Origin of the sequence: Nocardia sp. NPDC005746, assembly GCF_040630785.1 — a bacterium.
In the GTDB taxonomy this organism is placed as follows: domain Bacteria; phylum Actinomycetota; class Actinomycetes; order Mycobacteriales; family Mycobacteriaceae; genus Nocardia.
In genome coordinates this window covers 260,886-279,668 of sequence record NZ_JBEXYE010000012.1, presented here as the reverse complement: position 1 = coordinate 279,668, position 18,783 = coordinate 260,886, and the positions used below count along the sequence as shown (strand labels likewise).

At 68.6% G+C, this 18,783-nt stretch carries 15 protein-coding genes and 1 pseudogene; 3 read left to right on the top strand and 13 right to left on the bottom strand.

Going from position 1 to position 18,783, the window contains the following annotated elements:
* The 3 genes from ABZ412_RS23865 to ABZ412_RS23855 all read right to left on the bottom strand — a co-directional run.
* On the bottom strand, positions 1-1,134 hold a 1,134-nt coding region (locus ABZ412_RS23865; protein WP_357283678.1), incomplete at its 3' end, for a class I adenylate-forming enzyme family protein.
* 58 nt (positions 1,135-1,192) lie between these two features.
* On the bottom strand, positions 1,193-2,341 hold the full coding sequence (locus ABZ412_RS23860) for a serine hydrolase domain-containing protein (protein ID WP_357283675.1): 1,149 nt from the start codon (positions 2,339-2,341) through the stop codon (positions 1,193-1,195).
* Positions 2,342-2,354: 13 nt separating this feature from the next.
* Complete coding sequence (locus tag ABZ412_RS23855) at positions 2,355-3,737, bottom strand: NAD(P)-binding domain-containing protein (RefSeq protein WP_357283673.1); 1,383 nt, start codon at positions 3,735-3,737, stop codon at positions 2,355-2,357.
* A 117-nt stretch (positions 3,738-3,854) separates the two neighbouring features.
* On the opposite strand from ABZ412_RS23855, the gene ABZ412_RS23850 reads away from it, so the two are divergent.
* Positions 3,855-4,493 carry a TetR/AcrR family transcriptional regulator gene (locus tag ABZ412_RS23850; protein ID WP_357283670.1) on the top strand — a complete coding sequence of 213 codons (639 nt, stop codon included), beginning with the start codon at positions 3,855-3,857 and terminating at the stop codon, positions 4,491-4,493.
* Here ABZ412_RS23850 and ABZ412_RS23845 read toward each other — a convergent pair.
* The 8 genes and pseudogenes from ABZ412_RS23845 to ABZ412_RS23810 all read right to left on the bottom strand — a co-directional run bounded on the left by ABZ412_RS23845 (position 4,490) and on the right by ABZ412_RS23810 (position 13,899).
* A complete protein-coding gene (locus ABZ412_RS23845) occupies positions 4,490-4,897 on the bottom strand; it encodes a nuclear transport factor 2 family protein (RefSeq protein ID WP_357283667.1) in 408 nt (135 codons plus the stop codon). The two genes, ABZ412_RS23850 and ABZ412_RS23845, sit on opposite strands and share 4 nt — an antisense overlap.
* Positions 4,898-5,031: 134 nt before the next feature.
* Positions 5,032-5,244, bottom strand: coding sequence for a hypothetical protein (locus tag ABZ412_RS23840; RefSeq protein ID WP_357283665.1), 213 nt, complete (start codon positions 5,242-5,244; stop codon positions 5,032-5,034).
* 136 nt (positions 5,245-5,380) lie between these two features.
* Positions 5,381-6,205 carry a CbiX/SirB N-terminal domain-containing protein gene (locus ABZ412_RS23835; protein WP_357283664.1) on the bottom strand — a complete coding sequence of 275 codons (825 nt, stop codon included), beginning with the start codon at positions 6,203-6,205 and terminating at the stop codon, positions 5,381-5,383.
* Between the two features lie 560 nt (positions 6,206-6,765).
* Positions 6,766-7,911, bottom strand: a pseudogene (locus ABZ412_RS23830) (uroporphyrinogen-III synthase); the annotation flags it as partial.
* Positions 7,908-8,303, bottom strand: a complete 396-nt coding sequence (gene nirD / locus ABZ412_RS23825; RefSeq protein WP_357283661.1) for a nitrite reductase small subunit NirD — start codon at positions 8,301-8,303, stop codon at positions 7,908-7,910. The gene nirD and the pseudogene ABZ412_RS23830, both read right to left, overlap by 4 nt.
* Before the next feature lie 65 nt (positions 8,304-8,368).
* Complete coding sequence (gene nirB, locus ABZ412_RS23820; RefSeq protein ID WP_357283746.1) at positions 8,369-10,921, bottom strand: nitrite reductase large subunit NirB; 2,553 nt, start codon at positions 10,919-10,921, stop codon at positions 8,369-8,371.
* A 39-nt stretch (positions 10,922-10,960) separates the two neighbouring features.
* Complete coding sequence (locus tag ABZ412_RS23815) at positions 10,961-12,463, bottom strand: nitrate/nitrite transporter (protein ID WP_357283744.1); 1,503 nt, start codon at positions 12,461-12,463, stop codon at positions 10,961-10,963.
* Positions 12,464-12,747: 284 nt separating this feature from the next.
* Positions 12,748-13,899, bottom strand: a complete 1,152-nt coding sequence (locus ABZ412_RS23810; protein WP_357283742.1) for an MFS transporter — start codon at positions 13,897-13,899, stop codon at positions 12,748-12,750.
* 218 nt (positions 13,900-14,117) lie between these two features.
* Here ABZ412_RS23810 and ABZ412_RS23805 point away from each other — a divergent pair, with 218 nt between their 5' ends.
* Complete coding sequence (locus tag ABZ412_RS23805; RefSeq protein ID WP_357283659.1) at positions 14,118-14,801, top strand: FCD domain-containing protein; 684 nt, start codon at positions 14,118-14,120, stop codon at positions 14,799-14,801.
* A 145-nt stretch (positions 14,802-14,946) separates the two neighbouring features.
* Complete coding sequence (locus tag ABZ412_RS23800; RefSeq protein ID WP_357283657.1) at positions 14,947-16,401, top strand: nitrate/nitrite transporter; 1,455 nt, start codon at positions 14,947-14,949, stop codon at positions 16,399-16,401.
* A gap of 85 nt (positions 16,402-16,486) precedes the next feature.
* Here ABZ412_RS23800 and ABZ412_RS23795 read toward each other — a convergent pair whose 3' ends face one another.
* Positions 16,487-17,338 carry a TIGR02569 family protein gene (locus ABZ412_RS23795; protein WP_357283740.1) on the bottom strand — a complete coding sequence of 284 codons (852 nt, stop codon included), beginning with the start codon at positions 17,336-17,338 and terminating at the stop codon, positions 16,487-16,489.
* 171 nt (positions 17,339-17,509) lie between these two features.
* Complete coding sequence (gene moeZ, locus ABZ412_RS23790) at positions 17,510-18,694, bottom strand: adenylyltransferase/sulfurtransferase MoeZ (protein ID WP_357283654.1); 1,185 nt, start codon at positions 18,692-18,694, stop codon at positions 17,510-17,512.
* Positions 18,695-18,783: the final 89 nt, after the last annotated feature.

The following is an 18,783-nucleotide window of genomic DNA, read 5'->3' as shown; positions in this document are numbered from 1 at the left end:
CACGGTCTCGTTGTCGGCGGCCAGTTCCGGCGGGGTCGCCACGGTCGCGGCGGTGCCGGACTCGGTGCAGCCGTAGCTGGTGGTCAGGCCCTGCAGCGCCACCGGGAACTTCTCGCGCAGGCGCTGCACCAGCGCCGGGGAGGACGGCGCGGAGTTCAGGGAGAACGCGGTCAGCGAGGACAGGTCGTACTTCGAGATGTCCACGGCCAGAATGCGGCTCGCCAGCGTCGGCACGGCCGCCCAGTTGGTGACCTTCTCGGTCTCGACCAGCTGCAGCAGCGATTCCGCGTCGAACTCGCCCGAGGCCGGGAAGACCACGGCGTCACCGGTGGTGAGGCGCGGGATCGACAGGTTGTGCAGGCTCGCGATGTGGAACAGCGGCATGGTGGCCAGGTAGCGGCGGCCGGCCGGGGAACCGTCCCAGGCCTGACCGCGGAAGCCGGCGGCTAGCGCGTCCATGAAGCGGTGGTAGTCGGCGACCGCCACCATGTTCCGCTGGGTGTGCACCACGCCCTTGGGGCGGCCGGTGGTGCCGGAGGTGTACAGGATGATCGCCGGATCGTCCTCGGTCACCTCGGCGGCCGGATTGCCGCCCGCGAACTCCGCGATCAGCGCGGGCAGGTCGGTCTCCATGGTCAGCACCGGGATGTCGGTGCCGGTCTCGGCGGCCAGCGCGGCCCGCTTGGCGTCGGCGATCACCACCTTCGGGGCGGAGTGCTCGAGACCGTACTCGATCTCGCGCGGCACCCACCAGGCGTTGTAGCCCACCGGGATCGCGCCCAGGCGCTGCGCGGCCCAGAAGGTCAGCACCCATTCGGGGGTGTTGGCGGCCAGGATGCCGATCCGGTCGCCCTTGCCGACGCCGTAGCGCTCGGCCAGCGCGGCGGCCAGCGCGCCCGCGGCGGCGTAGTGCTCGGCGAAGGTGTAGCGGGTGCGCGCGGACACCAGATAGTCGAGGTCGCCCAGTTCCCGGGAGGCTTCCAGCAGGTCCAGCAGCGACGCGTGCCGGTTCTTGAACACCGGCTGCGGAACGCCCAGCACCTGCTCGACCGTCATCTCGAACGGGGCGCCCGGCGCGGTCAGCTTTCCGGCGACTTGGGCGGCGAGAGCCTGGAGGTCAACGGCGTTGGTCATGAATCAAGTCCTCGAATCCTTGTGCGCGAACCGTGGCGGGTGACCAGAGTGAGACCGATCACGCCGACCCCCGGACTGTATCGAAGGTCGCTTTCAGATAGGCGTCGGCACGAGGCGAACCGATCAGGCCCGCCTCCATCCGGTTCATGGCGTAGGCGAAGGTGACCCGGTGGTCCAGGTCGTTGACCACCATCGAGCCGCCGATCCCGGCCCACCAGCACACCCGGCCGTCCGGCACGTGCGGGGCGGTCTGCGGCTGCGGCAGGCCGTAACCGATGCCGAACCGCAGCGGCACCATGATCGCCAGATCCACGCCGTCGGACTGCTGCTCGAAGATCAGGTCGATGGTCTTGTCCGACAGGAACTTCCGGCCGGACAGCTCGCCGCCATTGCTGATCAGCGACTGCAACCGGGCGATGGAACGAGCATTGCCGTGCCCGCCCATGCCGCCCAGCTCCGCCTGCTGCCACGCCGGGGTGCCGCACTCGGCGAAGTCCAGCAGCGGCTGGAACAGGGTCTTGAACATGACGCTGTCCTGCGGCAGCAGCGCCGGATCGAAGTCCGGCAGCTCCGGCGGCACCAGGGTCGCGATCCGGCCCAGATCCGCTGTGGCAGTGCCGATGTGGAAGTCCGCGCCCAGCGGGCCCGCCAGCTCCTCGGCGAAGAACCGGCCCAGCGGACGCCCGGTGACCCGCTTGACCAGCGCACCGAGCAGGTGGCCGTAGTTCATGGCGTGATAGCCCGACGTGGTGCCCGGCTCCCACCAAGGCTCCTGCGCCGCAAGGCGATCCGTGGAGGCATCGGTGTCGTAGATGTCCGACAGCACGATCGGGGCCTCCCAGCTGGAGACGCCCGAGGTGTGCGAGAGCAGGTGCCGCACCTCGATATCGGCCTTGCCATTGGCCGCGAACTCCGGCCAGTAGTGGGCCACCTTCTGGTGCACGTCCAGCTCACCGCGGTCGACCAGCAGCAGGACGCTCAGCGCGACCATGGTCTTGGTGATGGAGAAGGTGTTCACCAGGGTGTCCGGGGCCCATCGCGCGGTCTTCTCCGGATCGGCGTAACCGCCCCAGAGATCCACCACGGCCTCGCCGTCCACGGTCACGCAGACCGACGCGCCCAGCTCCGCGCCCGACTCCACCTGTTCGGTGAAAGCCCTACGGACAGCCTCGAATTCGTCGGCACAGAATCCAGCGACGTTGCTCATTCCGACCGCTCCCCTACGCCTCGACCAGCGCGCGGCGGCGAACCGGCAGGGCATTGCCCACCGCCGCGGCACGGCGCGCACCGTCGGCGAGTTCCTTCTTCAGCTCGCGCACATAGATGTCGAAGTCGATCTGAATCGTATGCCGCGGCGAGTTGTAATAGCGCTCGGCGCGCTCGGCCTCCGCCTTGGTCACCGCGGCGCTCATGTCGGCCTGCGACGGGAATCGGTAGTTGCCCGACAGGTAGGCCGCGACCAGCTTGGACTGCTGCTCGGCGAAGTTCACCAGCGTCGGCATCGGCTGTGCCAGACCGAGATAGAAGAGATTGTCGATATCCGGCTTGAGCATCTGACGCCACAGCGGCAGCTTGTTGCTCGCGTCGGGCTTGAGCACCGGATCGGTGAAGAACGGGAAGCTGATGTGATAGCCGGTGGCGCACACGATCACGTCCACCTCCTCGGTGGAGCCGTCCGCGAAGTGCACGACCTTGCCGTCCAGCTTGGTGATGGCGGGCTTGAAATCGATATCGCCGCAACCGACCTTGTGCAGGAACTCCTCACTGGCCGACGGATGCGCCTCGAAAGGCAGGTGATCCGGCTTGGGCAGGCCGTAATCCTCCATGCGGCCGCGGTTCTTGACCACGAAGCGCTGCTTGAGCTTGAGCGCCACCTTCGGCGGCATCCAGGCCGGCACCACCTGGGTGTCGCCGACCTTGCCGCCGACATACTTGGGCAGCACCCACACGCCGCGCCGGGCCGAGACCCACAGCTTCTCGGCGATGAACTTCTGCGACAGTTCCGAGGCCACATCCAGGCCCGAATTGCCCATGCCGACCACGACGATGCGCTTGCCGCGCATGTCGATCGGGTCGAAGGGGTCGTTGTAGGCGTGCGAGTGGAGCAGGGTGCCGTCGAACTCGCCCGGGTAGTCGGGGGTGCGCGGATCCCAGTGGTGGCCGTTGGCCACGATCAGCGCGTCGTAGGTCTCGACGGTGCCCTGATCGGTGGTGACCGTCCACAGGCCGTCGGCGCCGCGCTCGGCCGCGGTCACCTTGTGGTTGAACCGGATTCGATCACGCAGGCCGAAGTGGTCGACGTAATCCTTGAAGTACTGGTGCAACTGGCTGTGGTGCGGGAAGTCCGGCCATTCGTCGGGCGCCGGGAAGTCCTCGAACTGCAGACGGAACTTGGAGGTGTCGATGTGCAGGCTCTGGTAGCACGCCGACATGCCGTTCGGGTTCTTGTAGTACCAGTTGCCGCCCACCTCGTCGGAGGCTTCGTAGCAGTCGAAGGGGATGCCGTATTCGGCCATGCGCTTCGCGGCGGTGATGCCCGACGGGCCCGCGCCGATAATGGCGACCCGGGGTAGCTCGCGGTTCTGTGCGGATTTCGCAGCCAATTCACTCTCCTGATTCGGCGACGGGTCTGACGAGCCCTGCCGGACGTGACGTGCCACACACGCTAACACTCGCTAGACACGGTGTCTAGTGAGTTAACTTGCGTCTATCATTCAACCGTGACCCGATCCGATGTAGACCACCCCGAAACCCCGCGGCGCACCTCGCTGCGCGACGAACAGAAACGGCTCACCCGCAGCCGGCTCATCGACGCCGCCAAGCAGCTGTTCACCGAGCAGGGCTACGCGCCGGTCCGCGTCGACGACATCGCCGCCGCCGTCGGCTGCAGCCGCGCCACCTTCTACCTGCACTTCACCGGGAAGCCGGACGTGCTGCGGGCCATCGCCGAACAGGGCACGCTGCCCAGCGTCCGGAACTTCTACGAGGATCTCGACCACGTGCTCGACACCGGCTCGCGCGAGGAATTCGCGGCGTGGATGCGCCGGGCCATCGACTGGTTCCAGGAATACAAGGACCTGCTCCCCGCCTGGGACGAGGCCACCACGCTCGAACCCGAATTCCGCGAAGTGGCCAAGGAGGGCATCATGTCGCTGCCCAGCGTCATGAGCTCCTACCTGTCGCGCTGGCCCGCCGACCGCCAGGAGGAGGCGCGCCTGCGCGTCGAACTCCTGGTCGCCCAGCTGGAACGCTTCTTCACCCGCTGGGCCATGCAGGGCACCATCGACGTCTCGGCCGACGAGGCCGCGGCCGTCCTCACCGACATCTGGTTCCCGGCGCTGCAGACGCCGAAGGACTAATCCGACGCCGGCGTGACGCGGGCGCGGCCCAGTTCCCAGAACGCGCGCAGCGCAATGATTTTCCCGTCCGCGTTCACCCGGTAGACGGCCACCAGATCCACCTCGACACTCACCTCGGGACGCGTGCTGCGAATGGTTCCGGTGAAGGCGGCCTCGTCGCCGCAGGCGAAGGAATCCGTCCAGGTGAATTCGATCCGGCTGGGCTCGATCGCCAGATCCCAGAACGCCGCGATGGCGGCGTGCCCCGCGTGCCCCTCCCCCACCGGGTCGTAGGGCGAGATCCCGACCGGATCCTCCACGCGCGCGTCGGCGGCGAACAATGCCAGCCACTCGTCCTTGCGCTTGGCGCGCACCGCCGCCTGCGAGGCGAGTCCGGCACGGCGAGCGGGGTGTTCGAGCGACATCCCGCCATCCTGGCCGCCACGCGCGTGGACCGAACCGGCAAATTCCGGTGAGCGGGATATCGAGTGCGCGGAAAGACGTCGGGCCGGCGTCCGAAGACGTCGGCCCGAAATCTGAAATTGAATTGTTTTAGAGATCAGCGGGAGAACGCGGAACCGCTGTAACCCAGACCCGCGCCCTGATCGGTCGGCTGGGTGCTGTTGACCAGCGCCTCGCACTGCTCGACCGTCTGACCCGACTGGATGCAGGCCGTCCACGGGTCGTAGATCGTGGGGAAATCGGCGGCGGCGGTGGCGGCCGGGCCGGCGATACCGCCCGCGATCACTGCGGCGACGACAAGCTTCTTCACGTGGGAATCCTCCAGAGTCTTTACCGAATTGCGGTAAAGGTTGCCACGCGAATCCGAAAATCACCAAGCGGTACGGGAATTCGGCGTGGGAATTAGGGCAGAACCCCTAATCCCCACACAGGACGGAAGGGACCGATCAGGCAACTCGGACGTCGGCCGCCGAGATGTCGGACGTCAAGGATTCGACGGCCGCGTCATAGCGATCGGCGAGCAGGCGCACCACCGACGGGTGCACGCCGATCGGCTCGGCGACACCGTCCGCGCCCGCCTTGTGCAGGCGCTGATGGAACAGGCCGTGCGCGAGCAGATACGAGGCCACGAAGACCCGGCGCGCGCCCGCGGCCCGGACCCGGGCCACCACCTCGGGGACCTTGGGCTCGCCGGTGGCGATGTAGGCCAGGTGGGCTGGCGTGCCCACCCGCTCGGAGAGCAGATTGGCGGCCCGCTGCACATCCTGGCGCGCCCGGGCGTCCGAGGAACCCGCGGCGGCGAAGACCACCGCGTCCCCCGGCCGCCAGCCCGCCGCCCGCAGCCGCAGGTGCATGACCTCGGCCAGCGCCGGGTCCGGACCCATGGCCTGGGTGACCGCGACCGCGTCGTGCGCACTCGCGGCCACCTCTCGCGGCACATCCTGATACACGTGATAGCCCGAGGCCAGGAAGGCCGGAACCACCACGGCGGGAACCGGATCCAGATCCCGCAACACCTCGGCCGGGGACGGGCCCAGCACATCCACGAACGCGGTCCGCACCTGCGGCGCGGCCGTGATCGCCAATTCACGCAACGATGCCGATGCGGCCCCGAAATCGGCACCGGCACCTGTCCCGGACAGCCGGGCCGCGTGCGCGAGCGCCGACGCGCCCAGCTCCCGCGCGACCGCCTCGGCCAGCTCGGCGATCATCTCCACGCCGCGCGCGCTACGGGTGCCGTGGGCGACCAGCACCAGCGCGGGGGCGCTCACCACGCACCCCGCGGCGGACGGACGGCCCCCGAACCCGGCAGGGCGCCGGGAGAACCGTACGAGCGGGGCGGGAACGCCTGCCGTGACACCGAACTCGACTGTGTGGCATTGGGATTCGACGGGCGCGACGCCGACACGGCGCGAGCGGTGGCCGCCGACCGGGCAGACGTGGCCGCCGGACCCGCGACCGGTGTCACGGGTGTCGTGCCGCCGGGCTGCACCGGAAGACCAATGGGGCGAACATCATTCGCCGGGGATGCCGATCGCACCGGGGCCGCGCCCGGTCGCGCCGCCCCGGTGCCCGGGCCCGCCGGAGCGGGCACCGATCGCAGCGGCGTGGCAACGGATCGCGCCACCGGCGACGGAGCCGCGGCCGGATGCGCCGCGCCGTTGACCGCCGACGGGGCGCCCGGACGGCGGGGAGCCGCGGCGGGCGGGGTGTCGGCCATCGGCTGCCGGGTGCCCGGGATCCGCGACTGCGGGACCTCGCGGCGGGTGCCCAGACCGTTGCTGCGAGCCGGGCCCGGCTGGCGGGCAACGGGATTCGCGGCCTCATGCGGGTTGTCGATGCACTCGGCCGGGTCCAGGGCGAGGCGGTAGCCGCGCTTGACGACGGTCTGGATGGCCTTGGGGGTGCCCAGACCCGCCCGCAGGCGGGCGATGGCGGTCTCCACGGCGTGGGTGTCATCGCCGCCGCCCGGGAGGGCGGCGAGCAGATCCTCGCGGGAGACCACGCGGCCCGGCTGCCGGGCCAGCGAACGCATGAGCGCCATCGGCGCGGGAGCCAGCTGCCGCACCTGACCGTCGACCACGACACAGCCGCCGCGGACGCTCAGGACGTGACCGGCGGCCTGAATCCGGTTGGCGCGCCGGGGCAGTTCCTCGGCGACGTGCCGGGCCAGCGCACCCAGGCGGGCTCGGCCGGGACTCGTGGTGGGCACGCCCAGCTCCTCCAGCGGCGCGGCCGTGATCGGGCCGACGCAGGCGGGCAGCACCCGGGTACGGAAGGCGTGCAGTACCGCCTCCAGCAGACCGGTTTCCTTGGCGCGCATGAGAAGTGAGGCCACGGCCGGGGCGCTGGTGAAGGTCACACAGTCCAGTCCGGCCGTGACGATCCCCTCGATCAGGCGATCCATCGGGGTGCGGTCGTCCGGCGGGATCCACCGGTACACCGGCACCGGAACCACGTCGGCTCCGGCGCAGCGCAGCACCTCGCAGAAGTCGGGGACGGGCTCCCATTCGGTGGTCGCGCCGTGCAGCTGCACCGCGATCCGCACCCCCTCGACGCCCTGCGCCAGCAGGTGATCGAGCACCTCGGCACTGGATTCCGAAGCGGGAGACCATTCTTCGCGCAGCTCAGCCGCGCGGATGGCGCCCTTGGCCTTGGGGCCGCGGGCCAGCATGCGGGTCGAGGCCAGCGTGGAGCGCAGCTCCTCGGCCAGGCCCCAGCCCTCCGCGGCCTCCATCCAGCCGCGGAAACCGATGCCGGTGGTGGCGACCGCGATCTGCGGCGGGTCGGCGACCAGCTGTCGCGTCACTCGCTCCAGCTCGTTGTCGTCGGCCAGCGGAATGATCCGGATGGCCGGGGCGGAAACGACATTCGCGCCCCGGCGGGCAAGCAGGGTGCCGAGTTCGTCGGCACGCCGGGCAGCCGTGATGCCGACCGTGAAACCGGCCAGCGGAGTACCGCCGTCGACCTCGGTCATGCGGTACCGCCGACGAATTGCACGGGGTCGTTCGACACCGCGACCACGCCGTCCTCCACGCGCACCGCGTAGACCGGCAGGGAGATGGCGTCGTCATCCAGGCAGCGCCCGTCGATCAGCGAGAACGCCTGCTTGAGCAGCGGAGACGCCACGACGGGCACACCGCCGCGGTCGCCGACCAAGCCGCGCGACATGACCGCCGCGCGCCCGAACGGGTCGATATTGCCGACCGCGAACAGCGTGCCGTCGGTGGTGAGGAACAGGGCCGCCTGGCGGCCGCCCTTCAACAGCACCGCCACGCCGCGGCCGGGAATCAGATAGTCCTGTCGGCAGGCCTGGGTCCACCCCGAGGTGGTGGTGACTGCGGTGCCGGGTGTGTCGATCACGGTCATCGGTAACTCTCCTCCGAACGCCTTACCTATTGGTACCGGCGCCCTGTTTCCAAGTCGTTAAGCAGTCATTTCCCGTGCGTGGCGGGTTCTGTGGCCTGGGCCGCACCGACCGGAAGCTCCGGAATGCCGAGCAGGACGGGCACCTTGCGCTCGCCGCTCTCGTCGAAGCCGATGGTCGGGTCCGACTCCTCGGGGGCGTTGACGAAGGACACGAAGCGCGACAACTTGCCCTCGTCCTCGAGCACGGCGGCCCACTCGTCCTTGTAACCGTCCACGTGCTTGGCCATGGCGGCCTCCAGGTCGGCGGCGATGCCCAGGCTGTCCTCGCAGACGACGGCCTTGAGGTAGTCGATGCCGCCCTCCAGGGCCTCCTGCCACGGTGCGGTGCGCTGCAGGCGGTCCGCGGTGCGGATGTAGAACATCAGGTAGCGGTCGATGTACTTGATCAGCGTCTCGTCGTCGAGCTCACCGGCCAGCAGCACGGCGTGCTTCGGGGTCAGACCGCCATTGCCGCCGACGTAGAGGTTCCAGCCGTTCTCGGTGGCGATGACGCCGACGTCCTTGCCGCGGGCCTCCGCGCACTCACGGGCGCAACCCGACACGGCCAGCTTCAACTTGTGCGGGGAACGCAAACCGCGGTAACGCTTTTCGAGCAGCACCGCCATGCCGACCGAGTCCTGCTGGCCGTAGCGGCACCAGGTCGAGCCGACGCAGGACTTCACCGTGCGCAGCGACTTGCCGTAGGCGTGACCGGACTCCATGCCCACGTCCACCAGGCGCTTCCAGATCAGCGGGAGCTGCTCGACGCGGGCGCCGAACAGGTCGATGCGCTGACCGCCGGTGACCTTCACGTACAGGTCGAATTCCTTGGCGATCTCACCGATGGTGATGAGCTGGTCGGCGGTCACCTCACCGCCGGGCATCCGCGGGACGACCGAGTAGGTGCCGTTCTTCTGCAGGTTGGCCAGGAAGTGGTCGTTGGTGTCCTGCAGCGAGGCCTGCTCGCCGTCGAGGATGTGATCGCTCGAGGTGGAAGCCAGGATGGAGGCCACCGTCGGCTTGCAGATGTCGCAGCCGGTGCCCTTGCCGTACTTGGCGATCAGGCCCGAGAAGGTCCGGACACCGGTCGACTGGATGATGTGGAACAGCTCCGCGCGCGACTGCGAGAAGTGCTCGCACAGCGACTTGGAGACCCTCACGCCCGACTGCTCCAGCAGCTTCTTGAGCATGGGAACGCAACCGCCGCAGGAGGTTCCGGCATTGGTGCAGCTCTTGATGGCCGGGACGTCGCAGGCGCCGTCGGCGATCGCGCCGCAGATGGAACCCTTCGAGACATTGTTGCAGGAGCAGATCTGCGCGTCATCGGGCAGCGCGTCCGCGCCCAGTTCCGCACCGGCCGGGGAGATCAGCGCGGCCGGATCGGCGGGCAGCGGGCGGCCGACCAGCGGACGCAGCGCCGAGTACTGGGTGGCGTCACCGACCAGGATGCCGCCGAGCAGCGTCTGCGCGTCGTCGGAGACGACCAGCTTGGCGTAGGTGCCCTTGGCGGCGTCGTGCAGCACCACCGACAGCGCGCCCTCGGTCTTGGCGTGCGCGTCACCGAAGGAGGCCACGTCCACGCCGAGCAGCTTCAGCTTGGTCGACATGTCGGCGCCCGGGAACTCGCCCTCACCGCCGAGCAGGCGGTCCGCGACCACCTCGGCGGTGCTGTACCCCGGGGCCACCAGGCCGTAGCAGACGCCCTCGACCGCGGCGACCTCACCGATGGCGTAGATGCTCGGGTCCGAGGTGCGCAGGCCCAGGTCGGTGATGACACCGCCGCGCGGGCCGACCTCGATGCCGGCGGCCTTCGCGATCTCGTCGCGGGGACGCACACCGGCGGCGAAAACCACCAGGGCGGCCCGCAATTCGCTCTCGTCGGACAGCGTGACGGTCAGCTTCTCCGCCGGCGGGGCCGCGTCGTCGGATTCGATCGAGGCGGTGCCGACACCGGTGTGCACGGCCAGGCCGAGCTCGGTGACCAGCTTCTCCAGGATCGCGCCACCGCCCTCGTCGACCTGGGCGGGCATCAGCCAGTTGTTGTACTCGACCACGTGCGGGGTCATGCCCAGCAGGCGCAGCGCGTTGGCCGCCTCCAGGCCGAGCAGACCACCGCCGACCACCACGCCGACCGCGCCCGGACCCGCCGCCTCGGCGGTGGCCCGGATGCCGTCGAGATCCTCGAGGGTGCGGTAGACGTAGCAGCCCTCGACGTCGGCGCCCGGCACCGGCGGCACCCAGGCGTAGGAACCGGTCGCGAGAACCAGTGCGTCGTAACCGATCACGTCACCGGTGGAGGTGGTCACCTTGCGGGCGGCCTTGTCGATGCTGTCGGCGCGCACGCCCAGCCGCACCTCGACCAGGTCGTCGCCCTCGTAGCCGTTGCCCGGCAGGGCCAGCGCGGAGGTCTCCCAGATGCCGACGTAGGAGGACAGTCCGACGCGGTCGTAGGCGGCCAGCTTCTCCTCGCTGAGCACGATGACCTGCCAGGTCCCGGCTTCGTCGCGGGAGCGCAGGGCCTCCACGAAGCGGTGTCCGACCATGCCGTGGCCGACGACGATCGCGGTTTTGCGTTCGATGCTGTGGGTCATGACGGTGTCCCTTTCGAGCTGGACGGGTCAGGCGCGAGCCGACGGAGTGGACGAGGCGGGGTTGGACGCAAGATCGGTTGCGGCGGAGCCGGATTCGGCTTCGAGGACCAGAGCCTCCGCCTCGACGACCACATCGGCGTCAGCGGTATCGCTGGACAGCGCCCGCAGGCTCGGGCGGCGCATGAAGACCGCCCAGCAGACCACGCCGCACAGCACGTAGAAGGCCATGAAGACCCAGAAGGCGGTGGTCGCGGACTTGGTGGAGGCGTAGGAGGTGCGCAGCATCAGGTTGATGCCGACGCCGCCCAGCGCGCCGATCGCGCCGACGAAGCCGATCAGCGCGCCCGAGGTGTTGCGGGCCCACGCCGCGCGGCTGGCCGAATCACCTTCCAGGGAGCGGGATTTGGCCTCGAACACCGACGGGATGATCTTGGTGACCGCACCGTTGCCGATACCGGAGATGACGAACAGCGCGGTGAAGCCGACGATCATGGCCACCAGCACGCCGCCCTTCGGGTGCCCGGCGTGATCGCCCATGGTGGACGACACCGCAACCACCACGGCCGCGAGCGTCATGGCCACGAAGGTGTACAGCGTGACCTTGCTGCCGCCGATCCGGTCGGCCCACTTGCCGCCGTACGGGCGGGCCAGCGAACCCAGCAGCGGTCCGATGAAGGCGATCTGCGCGGCGTGCAGCGCGGCGGCGGAGACACTCGCGCCACCGGCCTTGAAGGTGATCTGCAGGACCTGGCCGAAGGCGAAGCTGTAGCCGATGAACGAACCGAAGGTGCCGATGTAGAGGAAGGCGATCGCCCAGGACTGCGGGACGCGCAGCGCCTTGAGCATGTAGGACAGGTCGGCCTTCTGGTTCTTGACGTTGTCCATGTACAGCGCCGCGCCCACCGCGGCCACCGCGATCAGCACCAGGTACACCGCGCACACCACCGAGGCATTGCCGTAGTGGTTGCCCAGGGTGGCGATGACCGCCAGGCCGATCAGCTGCACCACCGGAACGCCGATATTGCCGCCGCCCGCGTTCATGCCCAGCGCCCAGCCCTTGAGCCGCTGCGGGAAGAACACGTTGATGTTGGACATCGACGAGGAGAAGTTGCCGCCGCCCAGGCCCGCGAAGGCCGCCACGATCAGGAAGGTCGTGTAGGAGGTGCCCGGCTGGTTGATGAAGTACAGCGTCAGCAGGGTCGGGATCAGCAGCAGCAGCGCGGACACGATGGTCCAGTTGCGGCCGCCGAACTTCGCGGTCAGCACGGTGTAGGGGATCCGCATGAAGCCGCCGACCAGGGTCGGCACCGCGCCCAGGAAGAACTTGCCGGCCGGATCGATGTGGAAGACGTCGGTCGGCATGAACAGCACCATGACCGACCAGATCGACCACACCGAGAACCCGATGTGCTCGGCGAAGACCGACCAGATCAGATTGCGGCGCGCGATGTCCTTACCACCGGCTTCCCAAGCCACGACATCTTCGGCATCCCAATGCTCGATGTCGCGCTTGCGGGTCAGCGTCGTCAACAAGAGGCCCTCCTGAAATCTGGATGGCCCCAAGGTAGAAAACGGGTATTGCGCCCGTGCTGCGCGAAATGTCCGGCAAATCAACGGTTGCTCACGAAATCCGGGTTTACGGCGTGAGATCCGGTCTTATGTTTCGCCTATGTGACACAAGGGTTTCCGGCGGTCACGAAACGCCTGAAAACGAATTTCCGAGCCGTGAGGTGAGAGCCTTGCCACACAGCATGGCCCCAACCTCACGACTCGGCAACTCGAAAAGTGAAATTCCGGCTAGTTCCCGGTGACCGCTAGTTCCAGCTGTCTTCCAGGAAACGCGGCTTGCACGCGACCCACGCGCCGGCCATCAGGATCAGCACCGCCACCGTGAGGAACGCGAACGGCACCGGCCAACCACCGGTCATGGTGTGCAGCGTGCCGAACAGCAGCGGGCCCACGCACGCCACCGAGTAGCCGACACCCTGGGTGAAACCGGACAGCGCGGCCGAACCGGCGCCGGTGCGGGTCCGCAGATTGATCAGCGTCAGCGCCATCGGGAAGGTCGACGGGCCCAGGCCCAGCGCCAGCACCCACACCAGAGGGGCGCTCATCGGCGCGAACAGCAGGCCGCCGAAGCCGATGAAGAAGAACACCGCGCAGCCGATCACCACCGGGAACGGATTGGCCGTGCGGCCCACCACGATCGGCGCGCTCAAGGCCGCGACCAGGCCGATCAGCGCGAAGATGCCGACCATCGAGCCGCCGAACGCCGCGTCCGCGCCCGCGTCGCTGAAGATCGTGGGCAGCCAGGTGAACATCGAATAGGTGATCAGCGAGGTCATGCCGAACATGAAGGCCATGCCCCAGGCCAGCGGCGAGCGCCACACCTTGCCGGTGGACTCGACCGCGTCCACCGGCAGCTCGGTGGTGTCGAATCGGGCGTTCGCGCGGCGGGTGCGCAGCACCGCGATCCACGGCAGCGCGGCGGCGAAGGCCAGCGCGGCCCACATGCCCAGCGACAACCGCCAGCCGTGCGCGTCCGCGATCGGGACCGTGATCAGCGCCGGGAACACCGTGCCCAGCTGCACCATCACGATGTAGACCGAGCTGAGCAGCGCCAGCCGATCCGAGAAGTACCGCTTGACCAGTGGCGGGATCACCACATTGCCGATGCCCATACCGGCCAGCGCGAAGGCCGAGAAGGCCAGCAGCTGCCAGGTGTCGGGCACCAGGGCACGCAGCACCGAGCCGATGCCGGTCATGAGCATGGCCGCCAGCGCGGTCATCTCCAGGCCGAATCGGCGCGAGAGCACGGGGGTGAGCAGGCCGCCGAGGGCGAACATGGCGGTCGGCAGCATGCCGAAGACGCCGACCACGGCGGTGGAGTAGCCGATGTCGTCGCCGATGCGGGCGGCCAGCGGGGTGAACGCGGTGACCGCGATCCGCAGGGTCAGCGCCGACATGACGATGGCGACCAGCACCAGCAGGCGGCCCTCGAAGAGAGCGCGCCGGGAGAGTTCGGGCTTCGGCGATTCGAGATGGACGCGCCCCGGCTCGGCAGGGGTACGGGTCATGCCCCGCCCGGGGGCCATCGTCTCATCGATCGTCGCAGTCACCACGAAATCATAGGATGACCCGATGATGTGATGCAACGAATGTGAGGCAAGGTACGCTGTCCCCCGTGCAACCAGTCCGGCGCACGAGCCTCATCGCCCAGGTGACCGAGCAGCTTCGTGCCGAAATCCGTTCCGGCCGTTGGGCCGTCGGCTCGCGCATCCCCACCGAGCCCGAACTCACCGAACTCACCGGCACCGGCCGCAATACCGTGCGCGAGGCCGTGCAGGCCCTCGTGCATGCCGGCATGCTCGAACGCAGACAGGGCTCGGGCACCTACGTCATCTCGACCTCCACCCTCGGCGGCACCCTCACCGAGTACTTCGCCGACGCCCAGCAGCGCGACGTGCTCGAACTGCGTCAGGCCCTCGACACCACCGCCGCCCGGCTGGCCGCCGCCCGCCGCGACGACCACGACATCGCCGAACTGCGGCGACTGCTCGACGACCGGACCCGGCTGTGGGACAGCGACTTCGACGCCGCCATCGAGGCGGACGTGCAGCTGCACCGCGCCATCGTGGTCGCCAGCCACAACGCGGTGTACCTCGAGTTCTACGACTCGCTGCTGCCCGTCATCGCCGCCGGCATCCGTTTCCGATCCGCGCGCGAGGGCGAGACCTACCATGACGAGCACGCCGAACTGGTGGCCGCGGTGATCGAGGGCGACCCCGACCGGGCGGCCCGGACCGCCAACTGCTTCCTGGACTCGCTCATGGCTGAATACCGGACGCTCGATAAGAATTTCGGGTAACCGAAGGGTCACCATGCGAATCTGGGCCAAGTGAGCCCGAATTGTCATCTCCGTCATGGAAAAACACCCGGACGTAAAACGGGCTTCCTACGGTTGACGGGACCGCAGATGAGGGCGGTCGCATCAGCCGAGAGGACAACCGCTCATGGCAACAGTTATCGAGCCTACCGAAATCACGTATCAGAAACGCGGGCGCTGGATCGACCGTTGGGAACCCGATAACACCGAATTCTGGGAAAACGGGGGTAAACAGACCGCCCGCAAGAATCTGATCTTCTCGGTGTTCGCGGAGAACCTCGGATTCAGCGTCTGGGTGCTCTGGGCCAGCGTCGTCACCGCCATGGGCTCGGCCGGATTCGCCTTCCTGGGCAAGAACAATCCGGACGCCGTGAACAACGCCCTGCTGCTCACCTCCACCCCGACCCTGGTCGGCGCGGCGCTGCGGGTGCCCTACACCTTCGCCATCCCCCGCTTCGGCGGCCGCGCGTTCACCGCGTTCAGCGCGGGCATGCTGCTGCTGCCCACCCTGGGCCTGGCCTATTTCATCAACCAGCCCGGCACCCCGATGTGGGTGTTCATGGTGCTGGCCGCCATCGCCGGTGTCGGCGGCGGCAACTTCTCGTCGTCCATGGCGAATATCAACTTCTTCTTCCCCGAGGGTAAGAAGGGCGCGGCCCTGGGCATCAATGCCGCGGGCGGCAATCTCGGTGTGGCACAGACACAATTGTTCGTACCGCTCATCATCACGCTGGGCACGCACATCATGGCCAAGGACGCCGCCGGATACCGCTTCGGCATCACTCTCGCGGTGCTGGTGTGGATTCCGTTCATCCTCGCCGCCCTCTTCGGCGCGCTGCGCTACATGGACTCGCTGAGCGGCGCGAAATCCGATGGCACGTCGTACAAGCGGGCGCTGGCCAACCGCCACACCTGGGTGATGGCCATCCTCTACATCGGCACCTTCGGCTCCTTCATCGGCTTCTCCTTCGCCTTCCCGACCCTGCTCAAGGCCAACTTCCCGAGCCTGGCCAAGATCGGCTGGATGAGCACGCTGGGCAACCTGGCCTTCCTCGGCGCCCTGGTCGGATCCTTCAGCCGCCCCTTCGGCGGGTGGATCGCCGACAAGCTCAGCGGCGCGCGGATCACGCTCTACGTCTTCGGCGGCATGGCCTTCGCCACCGCGCTCATCGTGGCGTCGTTGTCCGCCAAGAACTTCCCGCTCTATCTGGCCTCGTTCCTGCTGCTGTTCGTGCTCAGCGGCATCGGCAACGGCTCGACCTACCGGATGATCCCGATGATCTTCACCGCCGAAGCGCGGCGGCACGCCTCGGAGACCGGGCAGGACATCGGCGAGGCACTGACCTCGGCCAAACGGCAGGCGGGCGCGGCCATCGGCGTGATCGGCGCGGTCGGCGCGGCGGGCGGCTGGATCCTGCAGCAGGCGCTGCGACTGTCGAACACCCACTACCACAGCATGAATCCGGCCTTCTGGGGTTACGTGGCGGCCTACCTCGCCATGGGCGCGCTGTGCTGGTGGTTCTACCTGCGGTCCTCGTTCGCCGTCGGCCGGGCGCCCTCGCTCGCCCACGCGAACGTGTAAGACTCCCCAACCGCCCCTGGGGAACGGAAAGGCCGCACCGGAATTCGTCGCCCGGTGCGGCCTTTCCGCATGCTCTCACCCGGCCCTAGAGCAGCAGCCGGGTCATATCCGCGGTGCGGGCCAGACCCGGGAACGCCTCGGGGGTCGAGCGCGGGTGCAGGGCGTGCACGGCCAGCCGGAACATGACCGCGCGCACCAGCATCTGCGGCCACTCGGGCAACTGGGCCCAGCGCTCGATCAGACCGTCGTCCGCGCCGCCCCAGGACAGCGCGTCCACCACGATGACCGCCGCCGCCCACGGCGCCGGACGCCAGTAGGGGGTGATGTCGGTCAGGCCGGGCGCGTAACCGCCGGCGAACAGCACGGTGCCGAACAGGTCGCCGTGCACCAGCTGCGGGGGCGTGGTGACCGGCTTGCGCAGGGTCGACAACTGGGTGATCAGGGTCAGGCTGCGGTCGCCGTCCGGCGAAGTGGACGGCAGCATGCCGCCCAGCTTCAGGCTGCGCAGCGGAACCGCTTCCCACGCCGCGCGATCGGCGGCCGCGAACACGTCCACGTCGGCCCACGGCGCGACCGGCTGCGCGGCCAGGAAACGCGGGCGCTCCAGCTGCGCGGTCACCTGGTGCAGCCGCAGCGACAGCGACACCACTTCGTCGTGCCGCGGCTCCGGCACGCCTTCGAGGTAGGTGTCGGCGCGCCACCCGGATACGACATACCGTCCATCGGTGGCCCGTACCGGCCGCGCCAGGCGAAGCCCGTCCACCCGCAGCGTCTCGCGTACCTTCGCCGACCAGGCAGCCCGCGCGTGATCGGTCACCGGGCTCAAGACGACATCGCCACACCGCCAGCCGCCATCCCAGTTCCCCAACGGGACCGGCGGTTCCTCGCGCAACCCGAAGGTTGAGCGCACATGCTCAGGAGGTTCCACAACAGTCATCGTCACGCGCGTACGGTACCGCTGGCCAGGTTTTCGCGACCGTTGCCGCGCCGACCGTTCCACACGCCGAAACCATGGTGTGAAACACCGGCGACCGAGGCGTTACCTCCGGGCTCCCGGACCGCCGTCGAACAGGCCCCCGCGCTGCCGCCGAGGGCCCGTCCGACGGGCTCAGTAGACCGGCAGGGAGGGGTCGACCTGGTTGGCCCAGGCGATGATTCCGCCCTGCAGGTGGGTGGCATCGGAGAAGCCCGCGTTCTTCAGGGCGGCGAGCGCCTCCGCGGAGCGGATACCGGTCTTGCAGTGCAGCACGATCGGGGTGTTCTGCGGCAGCTCCGACAGCGCCTCACCGGAGAGGATGCGGTCCTTGGGGATCAGGGTCGCGCCCTCGAGCCGGACGATGTCCCATTCCACGGGCTCGCGCACATCGATGATGGCCACGTCCTTGCCCGCGTCCAGCATCTCCTTGAGCTCACGGGCGGTGATGGTGGAGCCGATGGCCGCGGCCTGGCCCTCCTCCGACACCACGCCGCAGAAGGCGTCGTAGTCGATGAGCTCGGTGATGGGCTGACGCTCCGGATCGCGGCGCAGCTTGATGGTGCGGTAGCTCATGTCCAGTGCGTCGTACACCATGAGCCGCCCGAGCAGCGGGTCGCCGATCCCGGTGATCAGCTTGATCGCCTCGGTCACCATGATCGAGCCGATGGACGCGCACAGCACGCCCAGCACGCCGCCCTCGGCGCAGGACGGGACCATGCCCGGCGGCGGCGCCTCCGGGTAGAGATCGCGGTAGTTGATGCCGCGGCCGTCGGGGGCGTCCTCCCAGAAGACCGAGACCTGGCCCTCGAAGCGGTAGATGGAACCCCACACGTACGGCTTGCCCGCCAGGACGGCGGCGTCGTTGACCAGATAGCGGGTGGCGAAGTTGTCGGTGCCGTCCACGATCAGGTCGTACTGCCGGAACAGCTCGATCGCATTGTCGGGCTCGAGCCGAATCTTGTGCAGCTCCACCGTGATTCCGGAATTGATCTCCAGAATCGAGTCGCGGGCGCTGTCGGCCTTGGAGCGGCCGATATCGGATTCGCCGTGGATGATCTGCCGCTGCAGGTTCGACGCGTCGACCTCGTCGAACTCGACGATGCCGAGGGTGCCGACACCGGCGGCGGCCAGGTACAGCAGCGCCGGGGAGCCGAGCCCGCCCGCGCCGATCACCAGCACCCTGGCATTCTTCAAACGTTTCTGACCGTCCACCCCGAGATCCGGGATGATCAGATGGCGGCTGTAGCGGGCGACCTCGTCCCGGGTCAGCTCCGCCGCCGGCTCCACCAAGGGCGGCAGGGAGGGATGCGATGACACGTCTGCGGACTCCTCAATCGAATTCGCCGGAAACTCGCGGCCATTTCTGCAACACAGCGACCGGGGCCGTTCTTCCCCAAGCCTAGTCC

Bases quoted from the DNA above. Each gene is read 5' to 3' on its own strand.
- ABZ412_RS23860 (WP_357283675.1), bottom strand. From the start codon at position 2,341: ATGAGCAACGTCGCTGGATTCTGTGCCGACGAATTCGAGGCTGTCCGT.
- ABZ412_RS23845 (WP_357283667.1), bottom strand. From the start codon at position 4,897: ATGTCGCTCGAACACCCCGCTCGCCGTGCCGGACTCGCCTCGCAGGCG.
- nirD (WP_357283661.1), bottom strand. From the start codon at position 8,303: ATGACCGTGATCGACACACCCGGCACCGCAGTCACCACCACCTCGGGG.
- ABZ412_RS23810 (WP_357283742.1), bottom strand. From the start codon at position 13,899: ATGTCGGCGCTGACCCTGCGGATCGCGGTCACCGCGTTCACCCCGCTG.
- ABZ412_RS23800 (WP_357283657.1), top strand. From the start codon at position 14,947: ATGGCAACAGTTATCGAGCCTACCGAAATCACGTATCAGAAACGCGGG.
- ABZ412_RS23795 (WP_357283740.1), bottom strand. From the start codon at position 17,338: ATGACTGTTGTGGAACCTCCTGAGCATGTGCGCTCAACCTTCGGGTTG.